This is a genomic window from Amycolatopsis coloradensis (genome assembly GCF_037997115.1).
Lineage (GTDB): Bacteria > Actinomycetota > Actinomycetes > Mycobacteriales > Pseudonocardiaceae > Amycolatopsis > Amycolatopsis coloradensis_A.
In genome coordinates, this window is the sequence record NZ_CP150484.1 from 5,451,054 (window position 1) to 5,469,479 (window position 18,426).

At 70.0% G+C, this 18,426-nt stretch carries 19 protein-coding genes; 4 read left to right on the plus strand and 15 right to left on the minus strand.

Annotated elements, in window-relative coordinates; genetic code table 11:
* Positions 1 to 44: 44 nt before the first annotated feature.
* Genes LCL61_RS25540 through LCL61_RS25555 form a run of 4 tightly spaced genes read right to left on the minus strand, consistent with a single transcriptional unit; the run spans position 45 to position 3,472 of the window.
* Complete coding sequence (locus LCL61_RS25540; protein WP_016334198.1) at positions 45 to 497, minus strand: Lrp/AsnC family transcriptional regulator; 453 nt, start codon at positions 495 to 497, stop codon at positions 45 to 47.
* Positions 494 to 1,636, minus strand: a complete 1,143-nt coding sequence (locus LCL61_RS25545) for a Xaa-Pro peptidase family protein (protein WP_340682066.1) — start codon at positions 1,634 to 1,636, stop codon at positions 494 to 496. The genes LCL61_RS25540 and LCL61_RS25545 overlap by 4 nt, the downstream gene beginning before the upstream one ends.
* 10 nt (positions 1,637 to 1,646) lie before the next feature.
* On the minus strand, positions 1,647 to 2,897 hold the full coding sequence (locus LCL61_RS25550; protein ID WP_340682067.1) for an MFS transporter: 1,251 nt from the start codon (positions 2,895 to 2,897) through the stop codon (positions 1,647 to 1,649).
* Complete coding sequence (locus tag LCL61_RS25555; protein ID WP_340682068.1) at positions 2,894 to 3,472, minus strand: helix-turn-helix domain-containing protein; 579 nt, start codon at positions 3,470 to 3,472, stop codon at positions 2,894 to 2,896. The genes LCL61_RS25550 and LCL61_RS25555 overlap by 4 nt, the downstream gene beginning before the upstream one ends.
* Positions 3,473 to 3,590: 118 nt before the next feature.
* Here LCL61_RS25555 and LCL61_RS25560 point away from each other — a divergent pair, with 118 nt between their 5' ends.
* The 3 genes from LCL61_RS25560 (at position 3,591) to LCL61_RS25570 (ending at position 6,120) form a co-directional block, all read left to right on the plus strand.
* A complete protein-coding gene (locus LCL61_RS25560) occupies positions 3,591 to 4,127 on the plus strand; it encodes an NAD(P)H-dependent oxidoreductase (RefSeq protein ID WP_340682069.1) in 537 nt (178 codons plus the stop codon).
* A 74-nt stretch (positions 4,128 to 4,201) separates the two neighbouring features.
* Entirely contained in the window at positions 4,202 to 5,146 is a 945-nt protein-coding gene (locus LCL61_RS25565; RefSeq protein WP_340682070.1) for a 5'-3' exonuclease, read from the plus strand.
* A complete protein-coding gene (locus LCL61_RS25570) occupies positions 5,143 to 6,120 on the plus strand; it encodes a pirin family protein (RefSeq protein WP_340682071.1) in 978 nt (325 codons plus the stop codon). The genes LCL61_RS25565 and LCL61_RS25570 overlap by 4 nt, the downstream gene beginning before the upstream one ends.
* Positions 6,121 to 6,232: 112 nt before the next feature.
* Here the strand turns inward: LCL61_RS25570 and LCL61_RS25575 are convergent, their stop codons facing one another.
* From LCL61_RS25575 to LCL61_RS25595, 5 genes are all read right to left on the minus strand, one after another.
* Positions 6,233 to 7,453: a GNAT family N-acetyltransferase gene (locus tag LCL61_RS25575; protein WP_340682072.1), complete on the minus strand. Its 1,221-nt coding sequence runs from the start codon at positions 7,451 to 7,453 to the stop codon at positions 6,233 to 6,235.
* 44 nt (positions 7,454 to 7,497) lie between these two features.
* Positions 7,498 to 7,896 carry a DUF4333 domain-containing protein gene (locus tag LCL61_RS25580; protein WP_340682073.1) on the minus strand — a complete coding sequence of 133 codons (399 nt, stop codon included), beginning with the start codon at positions 7,894 to 7,896 and terminating at the stop codon, positions 7,498 to 7,500.
* A 34-nt stretch (positions 7,897 to 7,930) separates the two neighbouring features.
* The gene (locus LCL61_RS25585) at positions 7,931 to 9,130 is read right to left on the minus strand and encodes a GNAT family N-acetyltransferase (protein WP_340682074.1); all 1,200 of its coding nucleotides are present in this window, start codon (positions 9,128 to 9,130) and stop codon (positions 7,931 to 7,933) included.
* 40 nt (positions 9,131 to 9,170) lie between these two features.
* The gene (locus LCL61_RS25590; RefSeq protein WP_340682075.1) at positions 9,171 to 9,947 is read right to left on the minus strand and encodes a DUF4333 domain-containing protein; all 777 of its coding nucleotides are present in this window, start codon (positions 9,945 to 9,947) and stop codon (positions 9,171 to 9,173) included.
* A gap of 440 nt (positions 9,948 to 10,387) precedes the next feature.
* Positions 10,388 to 13,231 carry a DEAD/DEAH box helicase gene (locus tag LCL61_RS25595; RefSeq protein ID WP_340682076.1) on the minus strand — a complete coding sequence of 948 codons (2,844 nt, stop codon included), beginning with the start codon at positions 13,229 to 13,231 and terminating at the stop codon, positions 10,388 to 10,390.
* Positions 13,232 to 13,342: 111 nt separating this feature from the next.
* On the opposite strand from LCL61_RS25595, the gene LCL61_RS25600 reads away from it, so the two are divergent.
* Entirely contained in the window at positions 13,343 to 13,930 is a 588-nt protein-coding gene (locus LCL61_RS25600) for a hypothetical protein (protein WP_340682077.1), read from the plus strand.
* Here LCL61_RS25600 and LCL61_RS25605 read toward each other — a convergent pair.
* The 6 genes from LCL61_RS25605 to LCL61_RS25630 form a co-directional block, all read right to left on the minus strand.
* Complete coding sequence (locus tag LCL61_RS25605) at positions 13,914 to 14,789, minus strand: diacylglycerol/lipid kinase family protein (RefSeq protein ID WP_340682078.1); 876 nt, start codon at positions 14,787 to 14,789, stop codon at positions 13,914 to 13,916. The two genes, LCL61_RS25600 and LCL61_RS25605, sit on opposite strands and share 17 nt — an antisense overlap.
* A 7-nt stretch (positions 14,790 to 14,796) precedes the next feature.
* Positions 14,797 to 15,768: a twin-arginine translocase subunit TatC gene (gene tatC / locus LCL61_RS25610; protein ID WP_340682079.1), complete on the minus strand. Its 972-nt coding sequence runs from the start codon at positions 15,766 to 15,768 to the stop codon at positions 14,797 to 14,799.
* A 110-nt stretch (positions 15,769 to 15,878) separates the two neighbouring features.
* The gene (gene tatA, locus LCL61_RS25615; protein WP_340682080.1) at positions 15,879 to 16,211 is read right to left on the minus strand and encodes a Sec-independent protein translocase subunit TatA; all 333 of its coding nucleotides are present in this window, start codon (positions 16,209 to 16,211) and stop codon (positions 15,879 to 15,881) included.
* 38 nt (positions 16,212 to 16,249) lie between these two features.
* Positions 16,250 to 16,459 (minus strand): bacteriophage holin, encoded by a 210-nt coding sequence (locus tag LCL61_RS25620; protein WP_005150907.1) that lies wholly within the window; start codon positions 16,457 to 16,459, stop codon positions 16,250 to 16,252.
* A gap of 9 nt (positions 16,460 to 16,468) precedes the next feature.
* A complete protein-coding gene (locus LCL61_RS25625) occupies positions 16,469 to 17,446 on the minus strand; it encodes a YafY family protein (RefSeq protein ID WP_340682081.1) in 978 nt (325 codons plus the stop codon).
* A complete protein-coding gene (locus tag LCL61_RS25630; protein ID WP_340682082.1) occupies positions 17,443 to 18,423 on the minus strand; it encodes a helix-turn-helix transcriptional regulator in 981 nt (326 codons plus the stop codon). The genes LCL61_RS25625 and LCL61_RS25630 overlap by 4 nt, the downstream gene beginning before the upstream one ends.
* Positions 18,424 to 18,426 lie beyond the last annotated feature (3 nt).

Sequence of the window (18,426 nt, forward strand, 5' to 3'; positions counted from 1 at the left end):
CTTTTATCGTACCAGCGTCGCGCAAGCCCACCGGTTTTCCCGTTTCACAGGGTGGGCGAACGGCCCTCGAACGGCGTCGACAGCACCACCGTGGTCCTGGTCGAGACCTTGGCGGACTCCCGGATACGGCGGAGCAGATCCTCCAGGCCGAGCGGCGAAGCCACCCGGACCAGGAGGATGTACGACTCGTCCCCCGCGACCGAGTAGCAGGACTCGATCTCCTTGATGTGCTCGAGACGCTGCGGGTAGTCGTCCGGCGCGGCCGGATCGTTCGGCGTCAGCGAGATCAGCGCCGTGAGCGGCAGCCCGATCTGCTCGCCGTCGAGCCGCGCGGTGTACCCGAGGATGACCCCGCGCTGTTCCAGGCGGCGCACCCGCTGGTGTACCGCCGAAACCGAAAGCCCGACCCGCTCGGCCAGATCGGTGAAACTGCGCCGTCCGTCCGCGGCCAGTTCCTGCACGATGGCCTGGTCCAGTGGCTCCAGGGAACCCGTCATGCGTCGAGCACGATCAGCTCGTGCGGGCGCTGGTTGACCGCTTCGACGCCGTCCTCGGTGACCACGACGATGTCCTCGATGCGGGCGCCCCAGCGGCCGGGCTGGTAGATGCCGGGCTCGACGCTGAACGCCATGCCCGGCTCGAGCGGCAGCGCGTTGCCCTTGATGATGTAGGGCTCCTCGTGCACGTCGAGGCCGATGCCGTGGCCGGTGCGGTGGATGAAGTACTCGCCGTACCCCGCCTCGGCGATGATGTCGCGCGCGGCGGCGTCGATCGACTCGGCGGTGACACCCGGACGGACGGCGTCGACGGCGGCCTTCTGCGCCCGCTGCAGGACGGCGTAGGTCTCGGCGACGTCGGCGTCACGCGGCTCGCCCACCGCGTACGTGCGGGTGGAGTCGGAGTTGTAGCCCTCGGCGATCGGGCCGCCGATGTCGACCACGACGACGTCGCCGCGCTCGATGACCCGATCGGAGACGTCGTGGTGAGGGCTGGCGCCGTTGGGGCCCGAGCCGACGATCACGAAGTCGGCGTGGGTGTGGCCCTCTTCGACGATCGCGGCGGTGATGTCCGCGCCGACCTCGGCCTCGGTGCGGCCGGGGCGCAGCCATTCGTGCACGCGGGCGTGTACGCGGTCGATGGCGGCACCCGCGTCGCGCAGCGCCTGGATCTCGGCCGCGTCCTTGCGCATCCGCAGTTCGCGCACGATCGGCCCGGCGAGCGTCTGCTCCGCGTCGCCGAGCGCGCCGCGGAAGGCGAGCACGTGCAGCGCCGGGGTGAAGTCGCTGACCGCCACGCGGCCGGGCTTGCCCAGCCGGTCGGCGACCAGTTCGTAGGCGTTGTCACCGTCGACCCAGGTGACGATCTCGATGCCGAGTTCGTCGGCGGGGACGTCGGCGTAGCCGGGTGCCTCCAGTTTCGGCAGCACCAGCGCCGGGACGCCGTCGGCCGGGATCACGAGCGTCGTCAGCCGTTCGAAGGAGCCCCCGGCCTGGCCGATGAGGTAGCGCAGGTCCGAGCCGGGTGCGATCAGCAGGGCGTCGGTGTCGGCGGCGGCCGCGGCGGCGCGGGCCCGGTCGAGGCGGGCGCGGAGGCTGGCGGCGTCGGGGGCTGGGTTGTGAAGGGAACGGCGCGACATGATGGCGAGCCTAGTCGGTCCGCGCCCCTTGGCTCACCGGCCGGTCACCCCCGATCGGGGCGGGATCGTCGAGTCCGCGCCAGACCCGGAAGATCGCCGGGAAGGTGCCGGCGATCAGGTACAGAGCGCCGAACACGGCGAGCGCGCCGACGAGGCCGATCCCGTCCAGTAGCAACCCGGCCGCCATCGAGCCGAGCGGCATCGCGGCGAGCACCCCGCCCACGAGAAGGCTGAGCACACGGCCGCGGACGGCTTCCGGAACCCGTTCGTAGACCGCCGGGAGCACGATCGGATTCAGCGCGCCCGCCCCGATCCCGGCGACCACAAGCCCGGCGAGCAGGACCGGCGGCGCGGGTTCCAGCGCGAGCAAGGCGAAGCGTGGCGCGCCTCCGATCGCGACGGCGACGAGGATCGCCGTCCGCCGGGAAAACCGATGGCCGATCCAGCCGTAGATCGCCGAACCGAGCAGCGCGCCCGCCGCGACCGCGGTGATCATCGCGCCGATGAGCGCGGTGCTGTGCAGGACCTGGTCGCCGTACGCCGGGTACAGGACGCCGAGCAGCCCGAAATCGAGGCTGTTGGTGAGCATCAGCATGCCGACCACCGCGCGCAGTACCGCGTCACGCTTGACGTATCCGAGCCCTTCGCGCAGTTGCCTGAGATATCCGCCCGACGGCGGCCTCGGCGGACCGGCCGCGGCCGGGATCAGCGCGAACACCAGCGTCGAGGACAGCAGCAACGCGCCCGCGTCGACGAACAGCACCGGCATCGGGCCGATCAGCGCGATCAGTGCGCCGGCGGCGGGCCCGCCCACCATCCGGCCGGTTCTCATCGCCGCTTCGACGGCGCTCGCCGCCCGGCTCACGCGGACACCGCCGAGTTCGGCGACGCCGGGGAGCAGCACCTGCTTGGCCGTGTCCGCGGGCCCCCGGGAAACCCCCATCACGAACGACAGCACGATCAGCCCGGGCAGGCTGAGCCCTGTCGTGCCCATCGCGAGCGGGATCAGCAGCACCGTGATGGTGGTCAGCAGGTCCGCACCGACGCTCGCCCGGCGTGTGCCGACGCGGTCCACGATCGGCCCGCCCAGCAGTGCCGCGACCATCAGTCCCAGCACCTCGGCCGCGGTGACGAGACCGGTCTTGGTGCCGCTGCCCGTGCTCTGCAGCACGAACCAGGGAATCGCGAGCAACGTCATCATCACCCCGGCCGAGGAGGTCCCCGAAGCCACGACCAGAGCCCCCAGTGGCATCCGGCTCATGGCGTCTCCGGCCGGGACTTCCTCGGGAAGGCCGCCCAGTGCACACGGACCTGGGTGTCGCCGTCCTTCTCCGGACGGCGGTACCGGCCGATCACCTCGAGGATTTCGTCGCTCAACGCGGCGGCCTCGTCCGGTGTCAGCGACAGCGGCGAATCGTGGAAGCTGACCTTGTCGATCCACTCGTCGGCCCAGTCCCGCACTTCGGCGACGAACTGCGCTTCGGCCGCGTAGCGCCGCTCGATCATCGTGTGGGCGTAGGCGTTGAAGGGACCCGCGAGGTCGGGATCGTCGATGAAGTCCTTGGTCCGCATCTGGTCCCCCTCGTGCACCGCCCTCCACCACCGGTCGCGCCTGCTGCCGCGCTCGGTGTCCTCCGTGATCAGCCCGGATTCGGCCAGCTGACGCAGATGCCAGCTCGTGGTCCCGGAACTCTCCCCCGCCCGTTTCGCCAGTCCGGACGCCGTCGCCGGTCCGTCCTCCCGCAGCAACTCCAGGATCTTGACGCGCAGTGGATGCGACAGCGCCCGCAGGATGCGGCCGTCGACCCGCGCGAGATACCTCTCGCTCTTCCCCATGCGCTCCACCCTACGACCGCAGAGAGTTCTTTGCAAAGAGTTCTCTGCGATTGACTCTTGAAATGAGCCCATTCTGGAGTTTGACTTCAAGTTAAGTGCAGGTTTTACGGTCTTGGGCATGACAACGAACTCGCCTTACCAACTCGCCGTCGTGATCAGCAGCGTCCGCGAAGGCCGCTTCGCTCCCGTCGTCGCGAACTGGTTCCTCGACCGCGCCAAACAGCGCGACGACGTCACCCTGTCCGTCATCGACCTGGCCGAAGCCCCCGGTGATCTCTCCCCCGGTGTCGCCGGCGCGGACGCCGTCGTCGTGATCGTCCCCGAGTACAACCACAGCTACCCCGGCCCGCTCAAGACCGCGCTCGACGCCACGGGCCCCGAATGGCACGGGAAACCGGTCGCCTTCGTTTCCTACGGCGGAATCTCGGGCGGCCTGCGCGCGGTGGAGCACCTGCGTCCGGTCTTCGCCGAACTCCACGCCGCGACGATCCGCGAGACCGTGAGCTTCCCCTACGCCTGGAACCACTTCGGCCCGGACGGTGAGCACGACGACTTCGAAGGCGCCTCCGCCGCCGCAACCACGCTGCTGAATCAGCTGAACTGGTGGGCCAACGCCCTCCGCGACGCGCGCCGAGTGCGGCCCTACGCGGCCTGACGCGTCCGTGGAGGACCCGGCTGGGGGTCGGGTCCTTCACGGACATCCGGGGCGGGACATGGCAGGCTGTCCGCGTGACCGGACCACTCGCTCTCCTCGATTCCGCGAGCCTCTACTTCCGCTCGTTCTACGCACTGCCCGATTCGATGACCGCCCCCGACGGGACACCGGTCAACGCGGTGCGCGGGTTCACCGACACCGTCGCGCGGATTCTCGTCGACCGGCGGCCTTCCCGGCTCGTGGCGTGCCTCGACGCGGACTGGCGGCCGAAGTTCCGCACCGATCTGCTGCCCAGCTACAAGGCGCACCGGGTGGCCGAAGAGGTCCCGGAAGGCAGCGATGTCGAAGAGGTGCCGGACACCCTGACGCCCCAGGTGCCGATCATCCTGGAACTGCTGGAGGCCTTCGGGATCGCGACGGCCGAGGCGGCCGGGTACGAGGCCGACGACGTCATCGGCGCGCTCGCGATCCGCGAGCAGGTGTCACCCGTCGAGGTCATCACCGGCGACCGCGACCTTTTCCAGCTGGTCCGCCATGAACCGACGCCCACGGTCGTCATCTACGTCGGCAAGGGCTGGAACAAGGCCGAGGTCCTCGGCCCGGACGAGATCGCGGAGAAGTACGGGATCCCGGCCGGGAACGCCGGGCCCGGCTACGCCGACATGGCGGCGCTGCGCGGAGACCCCTCGGACGGGCTGCCCGGTGTCGCCGGGATCGGCGAGAAGACGGCGGCGAAGCTGATCACCCAGTTCGGCTCGCTGCAGGAGCTGCTCGAGGCGTCCAACGCCGGCGACTCGCGCGTGCCGCTCAAGACCCGGCTCCGGCTGACCGACGCCGCCGACTACCTCGCGGTCGCCCCGACCGTCGTCCGGGTCGCCGCCGACGCACCGGTCGAACAGTCACGTCCGGACGTCGTCCCGTCCGAGCCCGCCGACCCGGACAAGGTCGCGGAACTCGCGGAACGCTGGAATCTCGGCCGTTCGGTGGAGCGTCTGCTGGCCGCGCTCCCCAAGCCGTGAGCAACACCGAGGCCGACCCGGCCGAGCTGCTGTGCCGGGAACGGCCGGGCGAAGGCGTCACCGTGCTGACCCCGCGCGACGTCCCGCTCGGCGGTCCGCGCGCCATCCGGGTCCGGCGGACACTCCCGCAGCGCCAACGGTCCCTGATCGGCGCCTGGTGTTTCGCCGACCACTACGGCCCGCAGGACGTTTCGGAGTCCGGCGGGATGGACGTCGCGCCGCATCCGCACACCGGATTGCAGACCGCGAGCTGGCTGTTCAGCGGCGAGATCGAGCACCGCGACAGCATCGGCACCCGGGCCATGGTGCGGCCCGGCGAGCTCAACCTGATGACCGCCGGGCACGGCATCGCGCATTCCGAGGTCGCCACAGTGTCCACACCGGACACCTCGACGCTGCACGGCGTCCAGCTCTGGATCGCGCTGCCGGACGAACATCGCGACACCGCACGGAACTTCCGGCACTACGCGCCGCCACTGCTCGACCTGCCCGGCGCGACCGCCCGGGTCTTTCTCGGGAGTCTCGCCGGGACCACGTCACCGGTCCCGGCGTTCACTCCCCTGCTGGGCGCCGAACTCACGGTGGACCCCGGAGCGACCCTGGCCCTCGATGTCGACCCGGCCTTCGAGCACGGTGTCCTCCAGGACATCGGCTCCGTCACGGTCGCCGGAGTGGCGCTGAAAACCGGGGAACTCGCCTACCTCGCACCGGGCGCGGAGCGGCTGGAACTGACGAACTCCGGTGGCGAACCGGCTCGGGTGCTCCTGCTCGGCGGGACTCCGTTCACCGAGGAACTCGTCATGTGGTGGAACTTCGTGGGCCGGAGTCACGAGGAGATCGCCGAGTACCGCGAGGCATGGCAGGCACAGGCCGACCGATTCGGTCGGGTGGAGGGCTATCAGGGCACCACCGCGTGGCTGCCCGCGCCCACGCTGCCGCAGGTGCGGATCAAACCTCGCCGCAACCCGGCTTAGCAGCGCGGCCTCGGGCCGCCAGAGATGGACTGAAGTCCGTGAAGGGCCCCTTCACTACCTTCAGGGTAGGCAAGGAGGCCTTCACGGACACGATCGCTCTGTGGACATCGGCTTAGAAGAACGTTCCGCACCACGGCGTGCGCGCGGTGTGGAACAGCGCGTCGGCACGGGCGACCGCTGCCTCGTCCAGCACCTCGACCCTGCCGGACAAGGCCAGATCGCCGAACAGGCCGTGGCCAAGGTACAGCGATGACAACGTGGCGACGTCCAGCCGCAGATCGGCCTCGGCGGTCGTGCGTTCCACGCCGTCCGGGCCGACGACGTAACGGCCGTTGTTGTCCGGAAGCTGCTTGTCGTGCACTTCGAGTACCACGGGATCGGCGGTGCCATAGGAGCGTGCCCGCAGCGCCGCGAGGACGTCGACGAGGCGCAGCCACAGGTCGTCGATGACTTCGGTGGTGTTCACCGCGCGCGGGTCGGTGAGCAGTTCGGCGAGCGGCTCGTCCAGCGGGCGGCCACGGCCGGCGACGGCCGAGACGAGATCGATCGACAGCAGGAAGCGCCACAGGCCCGCCCAGGCCTGTGGCGTGGCGGCATGAAGTTCACGGATGTCCAGGAGTGCGCCACGCTCCGGCGCCTGCCGGTCGCGAGTGTCGATGGTCTGGTAGACGACGAAACCGTCGTCGCCGTCCGGTCCACTGTGGACGGCTACGCGATAGCCGTCGTCCCCGGTGACCACTCGTTCGAAGAAGCCCGGCCACCAGTTGGCCGGCCGGGTCACGAAGCCCGGCCGCGTTCCCTCGAATCGGCTGTACAGCGCGGGAACACGCTCGACCGCTTCGGCCGGGGTGACGAACCTGACCACGCCGTCCCGCCCCACGCCGTCGCGAAGCCGGGCGCGGGGGCGTTCGACGGAAACACCTCTGCAGAAAGTGGCCGCGCCGTAACCGAAGCGACCGTAGATCACCGCTTCCGACGCGTGCAGCGCGGCGAGCGGGACGCCGCGCGCCGCGAGGTCTTCCAGCTGTACGGCCATCATCGCGGTGAGGATCCCGCGGCGGGTCCAGTCGGCGCGGACGCCGACACCGTCGACGGCGGCTGTGACGAGCTTCCGTCCACCCGGGACGGTCAGCTCCACCTCGAAGGAACTGGCGATGCCCACCGGGGTGCCGTGGTCGTCGAACGCGGCGAATTTCCCGGTGGCGGGCCAGGACGGGGCCATCTTCGCCCAGATCTCGTCCGAAGCAGGCTTGCCGTGCAAGGACTCCGCCAGGACTCCGAGACACGCCCTCTGTTCGCCTTCGGCCACGGCACGCACATGGAATTCGCTCATACCCGCCGATCCTGCCGCGCGGACCGGCTGAACCCAACCCGTTTTCAGGCGGGCGCGCCGACCTCGTAGCGGCCGTCGTCACCGGTGACGGTGATCGTGACGGTCTTGCCCTCCCCGCCGACCTGGACGGTGCAGGTGAACGTGCTGCCGTCCTTGACCGTCTGATTCGCCGGGCAGAGCACGTCGCCGACGTCTCTCACCTGATAGGTCTCGGTGAGGATCTTCCGCACGTCCGCCTGCATGGTCCGCGGGTCGAAGACTCTGCCCGGAGCGGCGGAGGACGAACCGCCGGACGTGGCGGGCGTGCCCGGCGCAGCGCTCGTCGTCGGCGGGACCGTGACGGTCTTCGTCGCCGGCGCGGGCGCCGGGGTGTCCGAACACGCCGCCAGCATCGCGAACGCGGCACAGCACAGACCGACCGTCGCGACGGCTCGCCCGCTCAAGCTTCTCCACCCCCACCGGTGTGATCATCCAACGTCAGAAGAAGGTACCGCACCAGGGATTGACCCGCGTGCCGAACAGCAGGTCCGCACGCTCCAGAGCGGCCGCACCGGTGGCGCGGACCCGGCCGGCGGCCGCGAGATCCGACGGGCGCCAGCCACCGAGGTACACCATCGACAGGGTGTCGGCGTGCAGTTCGAGATCCGCCGGGTCGGTGGTGCGGACGGCGCCGTCCTCGGACAGGCGGTAGCGGCCGGAGTTGTGGTCCAGGAAAGGGTCTGTGACCTCGATGACGACCGGCTCGCCCCGGTACGTGCGCGCGTCGAGCATCCTCGCGACGTCGACCAGCCGGAGCCAGCCTTCGTCCTGGATCTTCTGCACCGTCACGTGCCGCGGGTCCCTGAACAGCAACTCGACCGGCTCGTCGAGCGGCCGCTTCTCGGCGGTGATGAGGTCGACCAGGTCCACGGACACCAGATAGCGCCACAACCCCGCGAACGCGTCAGGACTCGCGTAGCGGAACGACTGGATCTTCAGCAGCGCCGGAGCGCCGAAATGAGCCCTCTCGACGGTGTAGGTGACATAGCCGTCGACCCCGTCCTGGCCGCGATGCACCGCGGTCGTGACCGGCGTGGTCGCCCGGCGCAGTTCCCGTTCGTAGCCCGGCCACAGATGCGAGCTCCGCGCGATCATCCCCGGCCGGGTGCGCGGCAGCGCGTCGAAGAGCGACGGCCATTGCTCGACAGTGCTTTCCAGATCCAGCAAGGAGATCTCACCGCCCGTGGGCGCCTCGGGCCGGAAGCGGGCCCGGTGCCTGTCGACCTCGATCGACTTCGCCCGCACGGCGACGCCGTACCCGAACCTGCCGTAGATGGCGCCTTCGGACGCGTGCAGCATCGCCGCGGGAACGCCCCGAGCGGCGAAATCCTCGAACTGCGCGCGCATCAAGCCGGTCAGCACGCCGCGGCGGGTCCGGTCGGCGCGGACGCCGACCAGGCTGACCGCGGCGAGCGGCGTGGTGCCGCCGCCGGGCAGGGTCACTTCCGAATCGAACGACCGGAGGGTGCCGATCAGCTCCTGGTCGAACGCGCCGAACCCGCGGTCCGGCTGCATCGACGGGACGATGGCCGACCATTCCTCGTCGGTCATCTCCTTGGCGTGCAAGGCGCGCCTGAACAAATCGGTCGCGGCCCGTTCCTCGTCGGACCGCAGCCGCCGCACTGAGAAGTCGCTCATGACACGATCATGCAGGATCGACCGCGCGCGGCGCCCGCCGTTATTTGATGGCGGGCGGAGAGACCTCGTAGTTGCCGGTGTCACCCTTCACGGTGATCGGCACCTCCTGCGGCTTGCCCTCGATCGTGGCGGTGCAGGTGAACTTCACGCCGTCCTTGACCTCCTGACCGGAGGGGCAGGTGACCGCGCTGATCTCCTTGATCCCGTAGGTCTCGGTGAGCAGCTTCTGCACGTCGGTCTGCATCTGCGTGTTGTTGAACACCTGGGTGTTGAACCAGCCCGGCGTGACGAAGCCGAGGATGCCGACCGCGGCGATGATCACCACGAGCGCGCCGATCCCGATGAACAGGCCCTTCTTGGACTTCGGCTTGTCCTGCGCCTCGCCCTGGGTGCCTGGGAACTGGCTCTGGCCGTAGTCGTACTGACCGGGCTGCTGCTGCCCGTACTGCGGCTGTTGCTGCGGGCCGCTCTGGGGGTAGCCGGGTTGCTGCTGGGGCCCGCTCTGCGGATATCCCGGCTGCTGGCCGTACTGCGGCTGCTGACCCCACTGCGGCTGCTGTTGCTGCGTCTGCGACGGGTCCTGATGCTGCGGGTAGCCCGGCTGCTGCTGGGACGGGTCGTAGGGGGCGGGCTGCTGACCCCACTGCGGCTGTTGCTGCTGGGTCTGCGACGGGTCGTACTGCGGCTGCTGACCCCACTGCGGTTGCTGCTGCGGGCCGCTCGGCGGTTGAGCGCCGCCCGGCTGTTGCCCGTAGCCCGGCTGCTGCCCCCATTGGGGCTGCTGCTGCGGGTCGTTGCCGCCATACGGCGTGCTCATCGTTCGCCTCCGCCTGTTCCGCCATCGTCACCGGCCGACCTGCATGGCCGTCGTGGGCGATCCAACCACAGGTCGGCGCCCCTGCCCACTGTTCCCGGCCGGTGTCGGGGCAACTCGCCGCGACCGTGCTCACACCGGACGCGGGGCACTCCGCCGGTCAGCCCAACGTCTCGTCAGTGGTGAGGACGGTTCTAACCGTCCTCACCACTCACGAGGCTCGACCGACGCGGTACCGGCGACTCGGGGTCGCCCGAGTACATGAAGGTCCCTTCCTGTACCTAGGCGCAAGGAAGGAGGCCTTCACGGATTCCGGGGCCTGGGAACACCGCAGCCGCCTCATCGGACCGGCCCTCAGGCCCGAAGGCGTCCTTCGCCGCATCAGACGCGGCGAAGGACGCCTTCACTCCATCACGGGCCGACGCCGAAACTCACGAGACCGGTCACGCGCCGCCGGCCGCCACGACTCCACGCCGCAACGCCTTCACCGCGTCCGAGGCCGCCGCTCCGACCGGGTCCGCCTTCCCGAGGACGTCGCGGATCTGGTCCAGCAGGTCGATGACCTGCCGCGCCCAGCGCACGAAGTCACCGGCCGACAGCTCCTGCCCGTTCGCCTCGGCGGCGGTGAGGACCTTCTCCAGCGATTCGCCGCGCGCCCATCGGTAGACGGGCCAGGCGAAACCGGCGTCGGGTTCGCGGGTGCGGTCCAGTTTGTGGCGCCGCTCGTCCTCGGTGAGCTCCATCCACAGCCGCGTGGTCGCCTGCCAGGCGTCGAGCACCTTGCCCGCGGGCAGGCGGGGCTCCCCTGCGGTGTCCCGGCGTGCCTCGAAGACCAGCGTCGAGACGACGGCGGCGAGTTCGGCGGGCGCCAGTCCTTTCCAGACGCCGTGCCGGATGCACTCGGCGGCGAGCAGATCGGACTCGCTGTAGAGCCGGGTGAGCCGCTTCCCGTGTTCGGTGACGCGGTTCTCGCCGTCGCCCTTCGACTCGGGGCCGAGGTACCCGCGTTCACCGAGGAGCCGCAGGATGCGGTCGAAGGCACGCGCGAGCGAGTGCGTGGTCGCCGCGACCTTGCGTTCCAGTTGCTCGGTCTCGGCCGTGAGCCGCTGGTACCGCTCGACCCAGCGCAGGTTCGCCTCGCGTTCGGCGAGGCCGTGGCACGGATGCGCGCGCAGCGCCCGCCGCAGCGCGGCCAGCTCACCGTCCTCATTGGCCCCCGCGCGGCGCCTTTGCCTGCCAGGCAAGGAGATTCCCGCGTTGCGCAGGCTCGAAGCGATATCCCGCCGGGTCTTGGGCGAGCGCAGCTCGATGTGCTTCGGCAGCTTGATGTTCCCCAGCGCCTCGACCGGCGACGGGAAGTCCGAGACCGAGAGCGGCCCGGACCAGCGGTCCTCGGTGACCACCACGGGCCGCGGTTCGCGGATCGGGTCGAGCCCCGGGTCGACGACGACCGCCAGCCCCGCGCGCCGTCCCNGCCGCGGTTCGCGGATCGGGTCGAGCCCCGGGTCGACGACGACCGCCAGCCCCGCGCGCCGTCCCGCGGGCACGGCGATGACGTCGCCCTTGCGGAGCTTCTCCAGCGATTCGGCGGTTCCCGCACGGCGGGCGGAGGTGTTCTGACGCGACAGCGCCTTCTCCCTGGCGGAGATCTTCGCCCGCAGTTCGACGTACTCCAGCATCTGGTCGAAATCGCCGGTGATGGCCGAGGTGTAGCCCCGCAGGGCCTCCTTGTTCCGCTCGATCCGCCGGGCCGTCCCGACCACCGACCGGTCGGCCTGGAACTGCGCGAACGACTGTTCCAGCAGGTCACGGGCCTCTTCGGCGCCGACCTGGGCGACCAGGTTCACCGCCATGTTGTAGCCGGGCCGGAAGGACGACCGCAGCGGGTACGTCCTGGTCGAGGCCAGCCCGCCGACCTGCTTCGGATCGATCCCCGGCTGCCAGGCGACGACCGCGTGGCCTTCGACGTCGATGCCGCGCCGTCCGGCCCGCCCGGTGAGCTGCGTGTACTCCCCCGGCGTCAGGTCGACGTGCGCCTCGCCGTTGTACTTCACCAGCCGCTCCAGCACCACGGTGCGCGCGGGCATGTTGATGCCGAGCGCGAGCGTCTCGGTGGCGAAGACGACCTTCACCAGGCCCTGGACGAACAGCTCCTCGACGGTTTCCTTGAACGCCGGGAGCAGCCCGGCGTGGTGCCCGGCGATACCGCGTTCGAGCGCCTCACGCCATTCCCAGAAGCCGAGGACGCCTAGGTCGCCTTCGGGGAGGTCCTTGGTGCGCTCGGCGACGATGCGGCGGACCTTCTCGACCTCTTCGGGGCCGTTGAGCCGCAGGCCGGACCGGACGCACTGACCGACGGCGGCGTCACAGCCGGCGCGGGAGAAGATGAACACGATGGCGGGGAGCAACCCGGCGTTGTCCAGCCGCTCGACCGTGTCGGTGCGGGACGGCGGCCGGTACCGCGGCATCCGCGACGGCGCCCCTCGCCGTCCTCTCGGCCCGCGCAACCCGGCCGGGGCGAAACGCCCGCCGATCTCCTCGGTGCGGCGAAGCAGGCTGGGGTTGATCCGCAGTTCGGCGCCCGGCGCGTGTTCCTCCTGGCCTGCGAACAGGTCCAGCAGCCGGTTGCCGACCAGCATGTGCTGCCACAGCGGCACCGGCCGGTGCTCGTCGACGACGACGGTGGTGTCGCCGCGGACCTCGACGAGCCATTCGCCGAACTCCTCGGCGTTGCTCACCGTGGCCGACAGGCCGACGACCCGGACGTGTTCGGGCAGGTGGAGGATGACCTCTTCCCAGACGGCACCGCGGAACCGGTCGGCGAGGTAGTGGACCTCGTCCATCACCACGTACGCGAGCTCGCCGATGGTCGAGGACCCGGCGTACAGCATGTTGCGGAGGACCTCGGTGGTCATGACCACGACCTGCGCGTTGCCGTTGATCGAGGTGTCGCCGGTCAGCAGGCCGACGGCGTCGGCCCCATAGCGGCCGGCGAGGTCGGCGTACTTCTGGTTCGACAACGCCTTGATCGGTGTCGTGTAGAAGCATTTGCGGCCCTCGGCGAGGGCGAGATGCACCGCGAACTCGCCGACCACGGTCTTCCCGGCGCCGGTGGGCGCGCAGACGAGCACGCCGTGACCGTCTTCGAGCGCCTCGCAGCCGCGGACCTGGAAGTCGTCGAATTCGAACGACGATTCCGCCGCGAAGCGGGTCAGCTGGGGGTATCGAGCGCGGCGCTGGGAGGCCGCGTAGGCCTCGGCCGGGGTCTGAGAAGGGCTATTGACCACTTCGTCAGGGTTCCATACCCCACCGACAGTTCGCACTCGGTGTGACGATCTCGGGAACGGCCGCCACCCCTGTGTCATCCAAGGGCCGGATCCGAGATCGAGAGGGGACCCATGGAGATCGCTTGCCCGCAATGCGCGCAGGTCGACCAGGTGCAGAGTGTGCCGGCGGTGTTCCAGAGCGGGCAGACGACCTACCGGGTGCAAGGGGGCATGGCGGCCATCCCGGCGGGCGACGGCGTGGTCTATACCGCGACGACGCACACCGGCGTGTCGGTGACGGCGACCGCGGCGTCGCTCAACCCGTATCCGGTGCTCCGCGGTGGCGGGTGCTTCTTGGCACTCGCGCTGGTCTTGCTGATCCCCGCGTTCGTGTTCCTCGCCTTCGCCACCGACGTGCTCGACGAGAACGTCGCGCCGAGCGCCGACGGCCGGGTCGCGCAGTTCATCGGAGCGTCGATCTTCCCATTCGGCGCCTTCGCGCTGGTCGCGCTGTTCGCCGTGCTGTTCGTGCTCAGGCTGCGGCGCAACGCGCGGATCCGGCGGGGCATCCCCGACGCGCTGGAGTACTGGCGGCAGGCGTGGTTCTGCCACCGCTGCGGCGGGGTGTTCTTCCCGCGCGGCGAACTGATGTCTGCCGCGACGTTCCGCGGACTGGTGTGGCGAGCGGGTGACTACGCCGGGCTCACCCGACGACGGTGAGCGCGCCGGGAACACAGGTGACGTCGATCGGCAGCCTGCCCAGCGGCTCGCCGTCGGCGTACACCGGCAGGTCGCTGCCCGCCAGGTGGATCTGACTGGCTTTGAGGGTCCGGACCGCCGGATGCGCGATGTGCTCTCCGGACCGGACACCGGGCAACATGCGAAGCAGGTCGCGCCGGGTCGCGTTGCCGACGACGGTGACGTCGAACAGACCGTCTTCGGGGTCCGCCCCGGGGCAGATCGGCATGCCGCCGCCGTAGTACGGGGTGTTGCCGACGGCGATCATGGTGGCGTCGAGTTCGAGTGTCTCGACGTCCGTGCGGAGCACGACCGGCCGAGGCCGGAACGCGGCGAGTTCGGCCAGGATCGCGACGTCGTAGCGGCGCGGGCCGCGAGGCCAGGTCAGCCGGTTGGCCCGTTCGGTGACCAGGGCGTCGAAGCCCGAGCACAGTACCGTGGCGAACCATTCGCCTTCTGCCTGGCCGAGATCGACTCTCCGCCGTTTCCCCTCCGCGATCCGCCTCGCGACGAAATCAGCGGCGGCGTGCGGCTGTTCGGGGATGCCGAGAGCCCTGGCGAAGTCGTTGCCGGTGCCCGCGGGGACGAGCCCGAGGGCGACGCCGGATTCGGCACAGAACTGAACGCCTTGGTGTGCCGCGCCGTCACCGCCGAGGACGACGAGGACGTCCAGTCCGGCCGCCCGAGAGTCGGTCATCAGCGCACGGGATTCCTCCACCGTGTGGGCGACGAGGACGTCGAGCCGGTCGACGACGGGCCGCAGCCTCGCCGCGACCGACTCCAGCAGCCGTCCCGCGGCCCCGTCACCGGAGGCCGGGTGGACGGCCAGTGCCGCGTGCATCCCGGGCTCAGGTGACGTCGTCGGTGCTGGTCCGCTTGCCACCGGTGGTGGCGGACGGTTCGTCGTCGATGGTGCTCGGCGTGTAGTCGAACGGCGCGGCCTCGTCGTCGGCGAGCTGGTCCCAGCCCTCGGTGCCGCGCACCTTGTCGAGCTTGCGGTCGTGGAAGCGCGCGATCTGGATGGAGAGCTCCAGGAGCACAACCAGCGCGCCCGCCAGGGCGAGCATCGAGAACGGGTCCGAACCAGGCGTCGCGAAGGCGGCGAAGACGAACACGACCATGATCAGGCCGCGGCGCCACTTCTTCAGCGTCTGGTACTTGAGGACGCCGACGCGGTTCAACATCACCACGAACAACGGGAGTTCGAAACTGACGCCGAAGATCAGCAGCAGCGACAGGATGAACGAGATGTACTTGTCACCGGTGAGGGCGGTGATGAACTGGTCGCCACCGAAGTTCATCAGCAGCTCGAGAGCGTGCGGGATGAGCAGGTACGCCAGCACGGCGCCGGCGGCGAACAGGATCGACGCGAAGAAGACGAAGGTGAGCGCGTACTTGCGCTCCTTCGAGTAGAGACCGGGCGCGATGAACGCCCAGATCTGGTAGAGCCATAGCGGGGCGAGCAGGACCGCGCCCGCGGCGAGACCGACCTTCAGCTGGATCATGAAGGCTTCGAACGGAACCGTCTGGAGCAGCTGGCAGGGACCGTTGAGTTCCCCGCCGAGCCTGCGCTGGTACGGGATGCCGCAGTACGGCCCGGTCATGATCTGGCCGAGCGACGGGATCGGGCCCACCTTGGTCTGGAACCAGATGAAACCGATGATCCCGCCCGCCAGGATGGCGAGCAGCGCGAAGCCCAGACGGCGGCGGAACTCGTAGATGTGCTCGATGAGCGTCATCGTGCCGTCGGGGTTGGTCCGACGGCTGCGCTTGCGCCGCTTCGAACCGCGGCGCTCCTCACCGGAGGCGGAATCCGCCACTGGACAGTCCGTTCTCGTCAGGGTCCACCATGAGCGCGCCGGTGGTTCGGCGCGCTCATCCGCGAACAGGCTCCGCTGGGCTGGCTAGAAGCTGCTTGCGAAAAGATCGCTCAGCTGGCGTTCTTCTGCGCCTGCTCGGCCGGAGCGGGCGTGGTGGCCTGCTGCTTCTTGAGCTCGTCGAGCTGACGCTGGAGTTCGGCGACCTGCTTGTCCTGCGCGGTCGCGGCGGGCGCGGGCGTGGTGGCCTGCGGCAGCTGCTTGGTCTCGACCTCTTCGGTCTCGGCGGCCTTGTCCTTGTCCCCGGCCATGTCCTTGGTCTCGGCCTTGAAGATCTTCATGGACTTGCCGATGGACCGCGCGGCGTCCGGAAGCCTCTTGGCGCCGAACAGCAGAACAACGACGAGCACCAGGATGATGATGTGCCACGGCTGCAGCGCGTTCATCGTTTGCGGCCTCCTTCTCGAGTCTCTCAGGTGTGATGTTACCGGTCTTCGAGCCCACGTCGTTGCGCGATCGCCACGCGCAGCGCGGCCGACCGGGCGCGAAGGAGCCCTGTCCGTTTTCGGGTGTTCGTAGCCACCATGCTCATCGTATGGGTGAGTACGCGCAAGACTCTGCGTAATTTGATTAGCAGAACAAAGAGCAGGATCAGCCCGGCGACGGCGAGCGCGATGCTCGGCAGGTACGACACGGCGTCACCCTACTGCTCGTAGGTTGACGTTAGGTGACGAGCCCGGGCCAGCGCGTCGGCCGCCCGTCGACGAACAGCCTCTCCGAGCGCGGCCGGGCTTTCGACCTGCGCGTCTCCGCCGAGGCCCAGGATGAGCCGGACCATCCACGACTCGTCGGCGTACCGCATCCGGATGCGCAGCCGCCCGCCGTCGAGCTCGTCGAGCTCCTCGCAGGGGTAGTACTCGGCTACCCAGCGTGCGTCGGGGTCGAGGACGAGAACGGCTTCCTGCTGATCGGGACGCGGGCGGAAAACACCATCGGAAATGTCAGTGGGCTGTGCGTGCGCCGGCGGGACGGCGGGTTCGTCAAGCACGGTGAGCTCGTCGATCCGGTCGAGGCGGAACAGCCGGACACCCTCGGCGCGGCGGCACCACGCTTCGAGGTAGCCGACCGCCTGGACGATGAGCAGCCGCATCGGATCGACGGTGCGTTCGGTGATCTCGTCCTTCGACGCCGTGTAGTACCGGATCCGCAACGCGCGCTTCGCCGTGAGAGCGGCCCGGACGGCTTCGCGCGTGCCTGCCGTCTTCTTGCCTTCCCGCACTCCCCCGCCGACGACGATCCCCGACGGCTGGGCCTGCCCCGCGGCCACCTCGATCTTCGCGATGGCCCGGCGGACCGCGTCGGCGTCGACCACCCCGGGCGTCTCGGCCAGCGCGCGCAGCGCGACGAGCATGGCCGTCGCCTCGCCGCCGGTGAGCCGCAGCGGGCGGTTCATGCCCGCGTCATGCGTGACGACGATCGTGTCGCCCTCGAAAGAGAGGTCGATCAGGTCGCCGGGGCCGTAGCCGGGCAGCCCGCACATCCACAGCAGTTCGAGGTCCTTGCGCAGCTGCTTGGGTGTGACGTCGAAGTCGTGGGCGGCGTCGTCGATCTTGATCCCGGGCCGCGCGAGGAGATACGGCACGAGCGCGAGCAGCCGCGGCATCCGTCCGGTGGTGCTCATCGGGCACCGCCGGCGTGCGCGATGGCTTCGAGGCGGCTGAAGACAGACTTCGCGAGCACCTCTGGTTCGAGGACGAGGACGTCCGGCCCGTGCGCGGTGAGCCAGTCGGCGGCGGATTCGGGGTAGTACAGCTCGATCTCCACGAGATCGCCTTCTTCTCCCCCGGCGTTGCTGCGGCCGACCACCCGGCCGCGGCGGCGGACCCCGGCGGCCCGGCCGTCGGCGACCCAGACACTGGCGGTGGTCGGAGCGGACGGGTCCTCGCCACTGCTGGCGGAGACCATACGCAGCAGGTTGACCCCTTCCGGGCGTTCGACGACGCCGGTTTCCCCGAAGGCGGCGACCTTCCCGGTCACGCGCGAGAGGCGGAAGCACCGGGGCGCGCCGCGGTCCCTGTCGTGCCCGACGACGTACCAGCGGCCCTTCCACGACACCACGCCCCACGGTTCGAGGGTGCGGATCTTGCGTTCGGCCGAACCACTGCGGCGGTACTCGAAACGCACCGCCCGCCCGGCTTGGACGGCGGCGAGCAGCGGGCCGAACGCCGGTTCGGCGCGGACGCGGGGTTCGACGACGGTCGGGGCGTGGTCGTCGACCTCGACCCCGGCGGCGCGGAGTTTCACCAGCGCGCCTTGCGCCTCACCGGTCAGTTCCGGGGAATCCCACAGCCGGACGGCGAGGCCGACCGCGGTCGCCTCGTCGGGCGCCAGGTCGATCTCGCCGAGTTCGTAGTCGCGGCGCGCGATGCGGTAGCCGTCGATCGCGTCGAACGCGGAGTTGCGGCCGGTCTCCAACGGGATGCCGAGTTCGCGCAGTTCGGTCTTGTCGCGCTCGAACATGCGGAAGTACGCCTCGTCGCTGGCCGCGTCGGCGTACCCGGGCACGATGCCCCGGATCCGCTCGGCGGTGAGGTACTGCCGGGTGGACAGGAGGGCCAGAACCAGGTTGACCAGACGTTCGGCGCGTGCGGTGGACACCCG

Coding starts and splice junctions, on each gene's coding strand:
- LCL61_RS25590 (WP_340682075.1), bottom strand. CDS start 9,947: ATGAGCACGCCGTATGGCGGCAACGACCCGCAGCAGCAGCCCCAATGG.
- LCL61_RS25560 (WP_340682069.1), top strand. CDS start 3,591: ATGACAACGAACTCGCCTTACCAACTCGCCGTCGTGATCAGCAGCGTC.
- LCL61_RS25575 (WP_340682072.1), bottom strand. CDS start 7,453: ATGAGCGAATTCCATGTGCGTGCCGTGGCCGAAGGCGAACAGAGGGCG.
- LCL61_RS25625 (WP_340682081.1), bottom strand. CDS start 17,446: ATGAGCACCACCGGACGGATGCCGCGGCTGCTCGCGCTCGTGCCGTAT.
- LCL61_RS25550 (WP_340682067.1), bottom strand. CDS start 2,897: ATGAGCCGGATGCCACTGGGGGCTCTGGTCGTGGCTTCGGGGACCTCC.
- LCL61_RS25585 (WP_340682074.1), bottom strand. CDS start 9,130: ATGAGCGACTTCTCAGTGCGGCGGCTGCGGTCCGACGAGGAACGGGCC.
- LCL61_RS25605 (WP_340682078.1), bottom strand. CDS start 14,789: ATGCACGCGGCACTGGCCGTCCACCCGGCCTCCGGTGACGGGGCCGCG.
- LCL61_RS25555 (WP_340682068.1), bottom strand. CDS start 3,472: ATGGGGAAGAGCGAGAGGTATCTCGCGCGGGTCGACGGCCGCATCCTG.
- LCL61_RS25540 (WP_016334198.1), bottom strand. CDS start 497: ATGACGGGTTCCCTGGAGCCACTGGACCAGGCCATCGTGCAGGAACTG.
- tatA (WP_340682080.1), bottom strand. CDS start 16,211: ATGAACGCGCTGCAGCCGTGGCACATCATCATCCTGGTGCTCGTCGTT.
- LCL61_RS25600 (WP_340682077.1), top strand. CDS start 13,343: ATGGAGATCGCTTGCCCGCAATGCGCGCAGGTCGACCAGGTGCAGAGT.
- LCL61_RS25545 (WP_340682066.1), bottom strand. CDS start 1,636: ATGTCGCGCCGTTCCCTTCACAACCCAGCCCCCGACGCCGCCAGCCTC.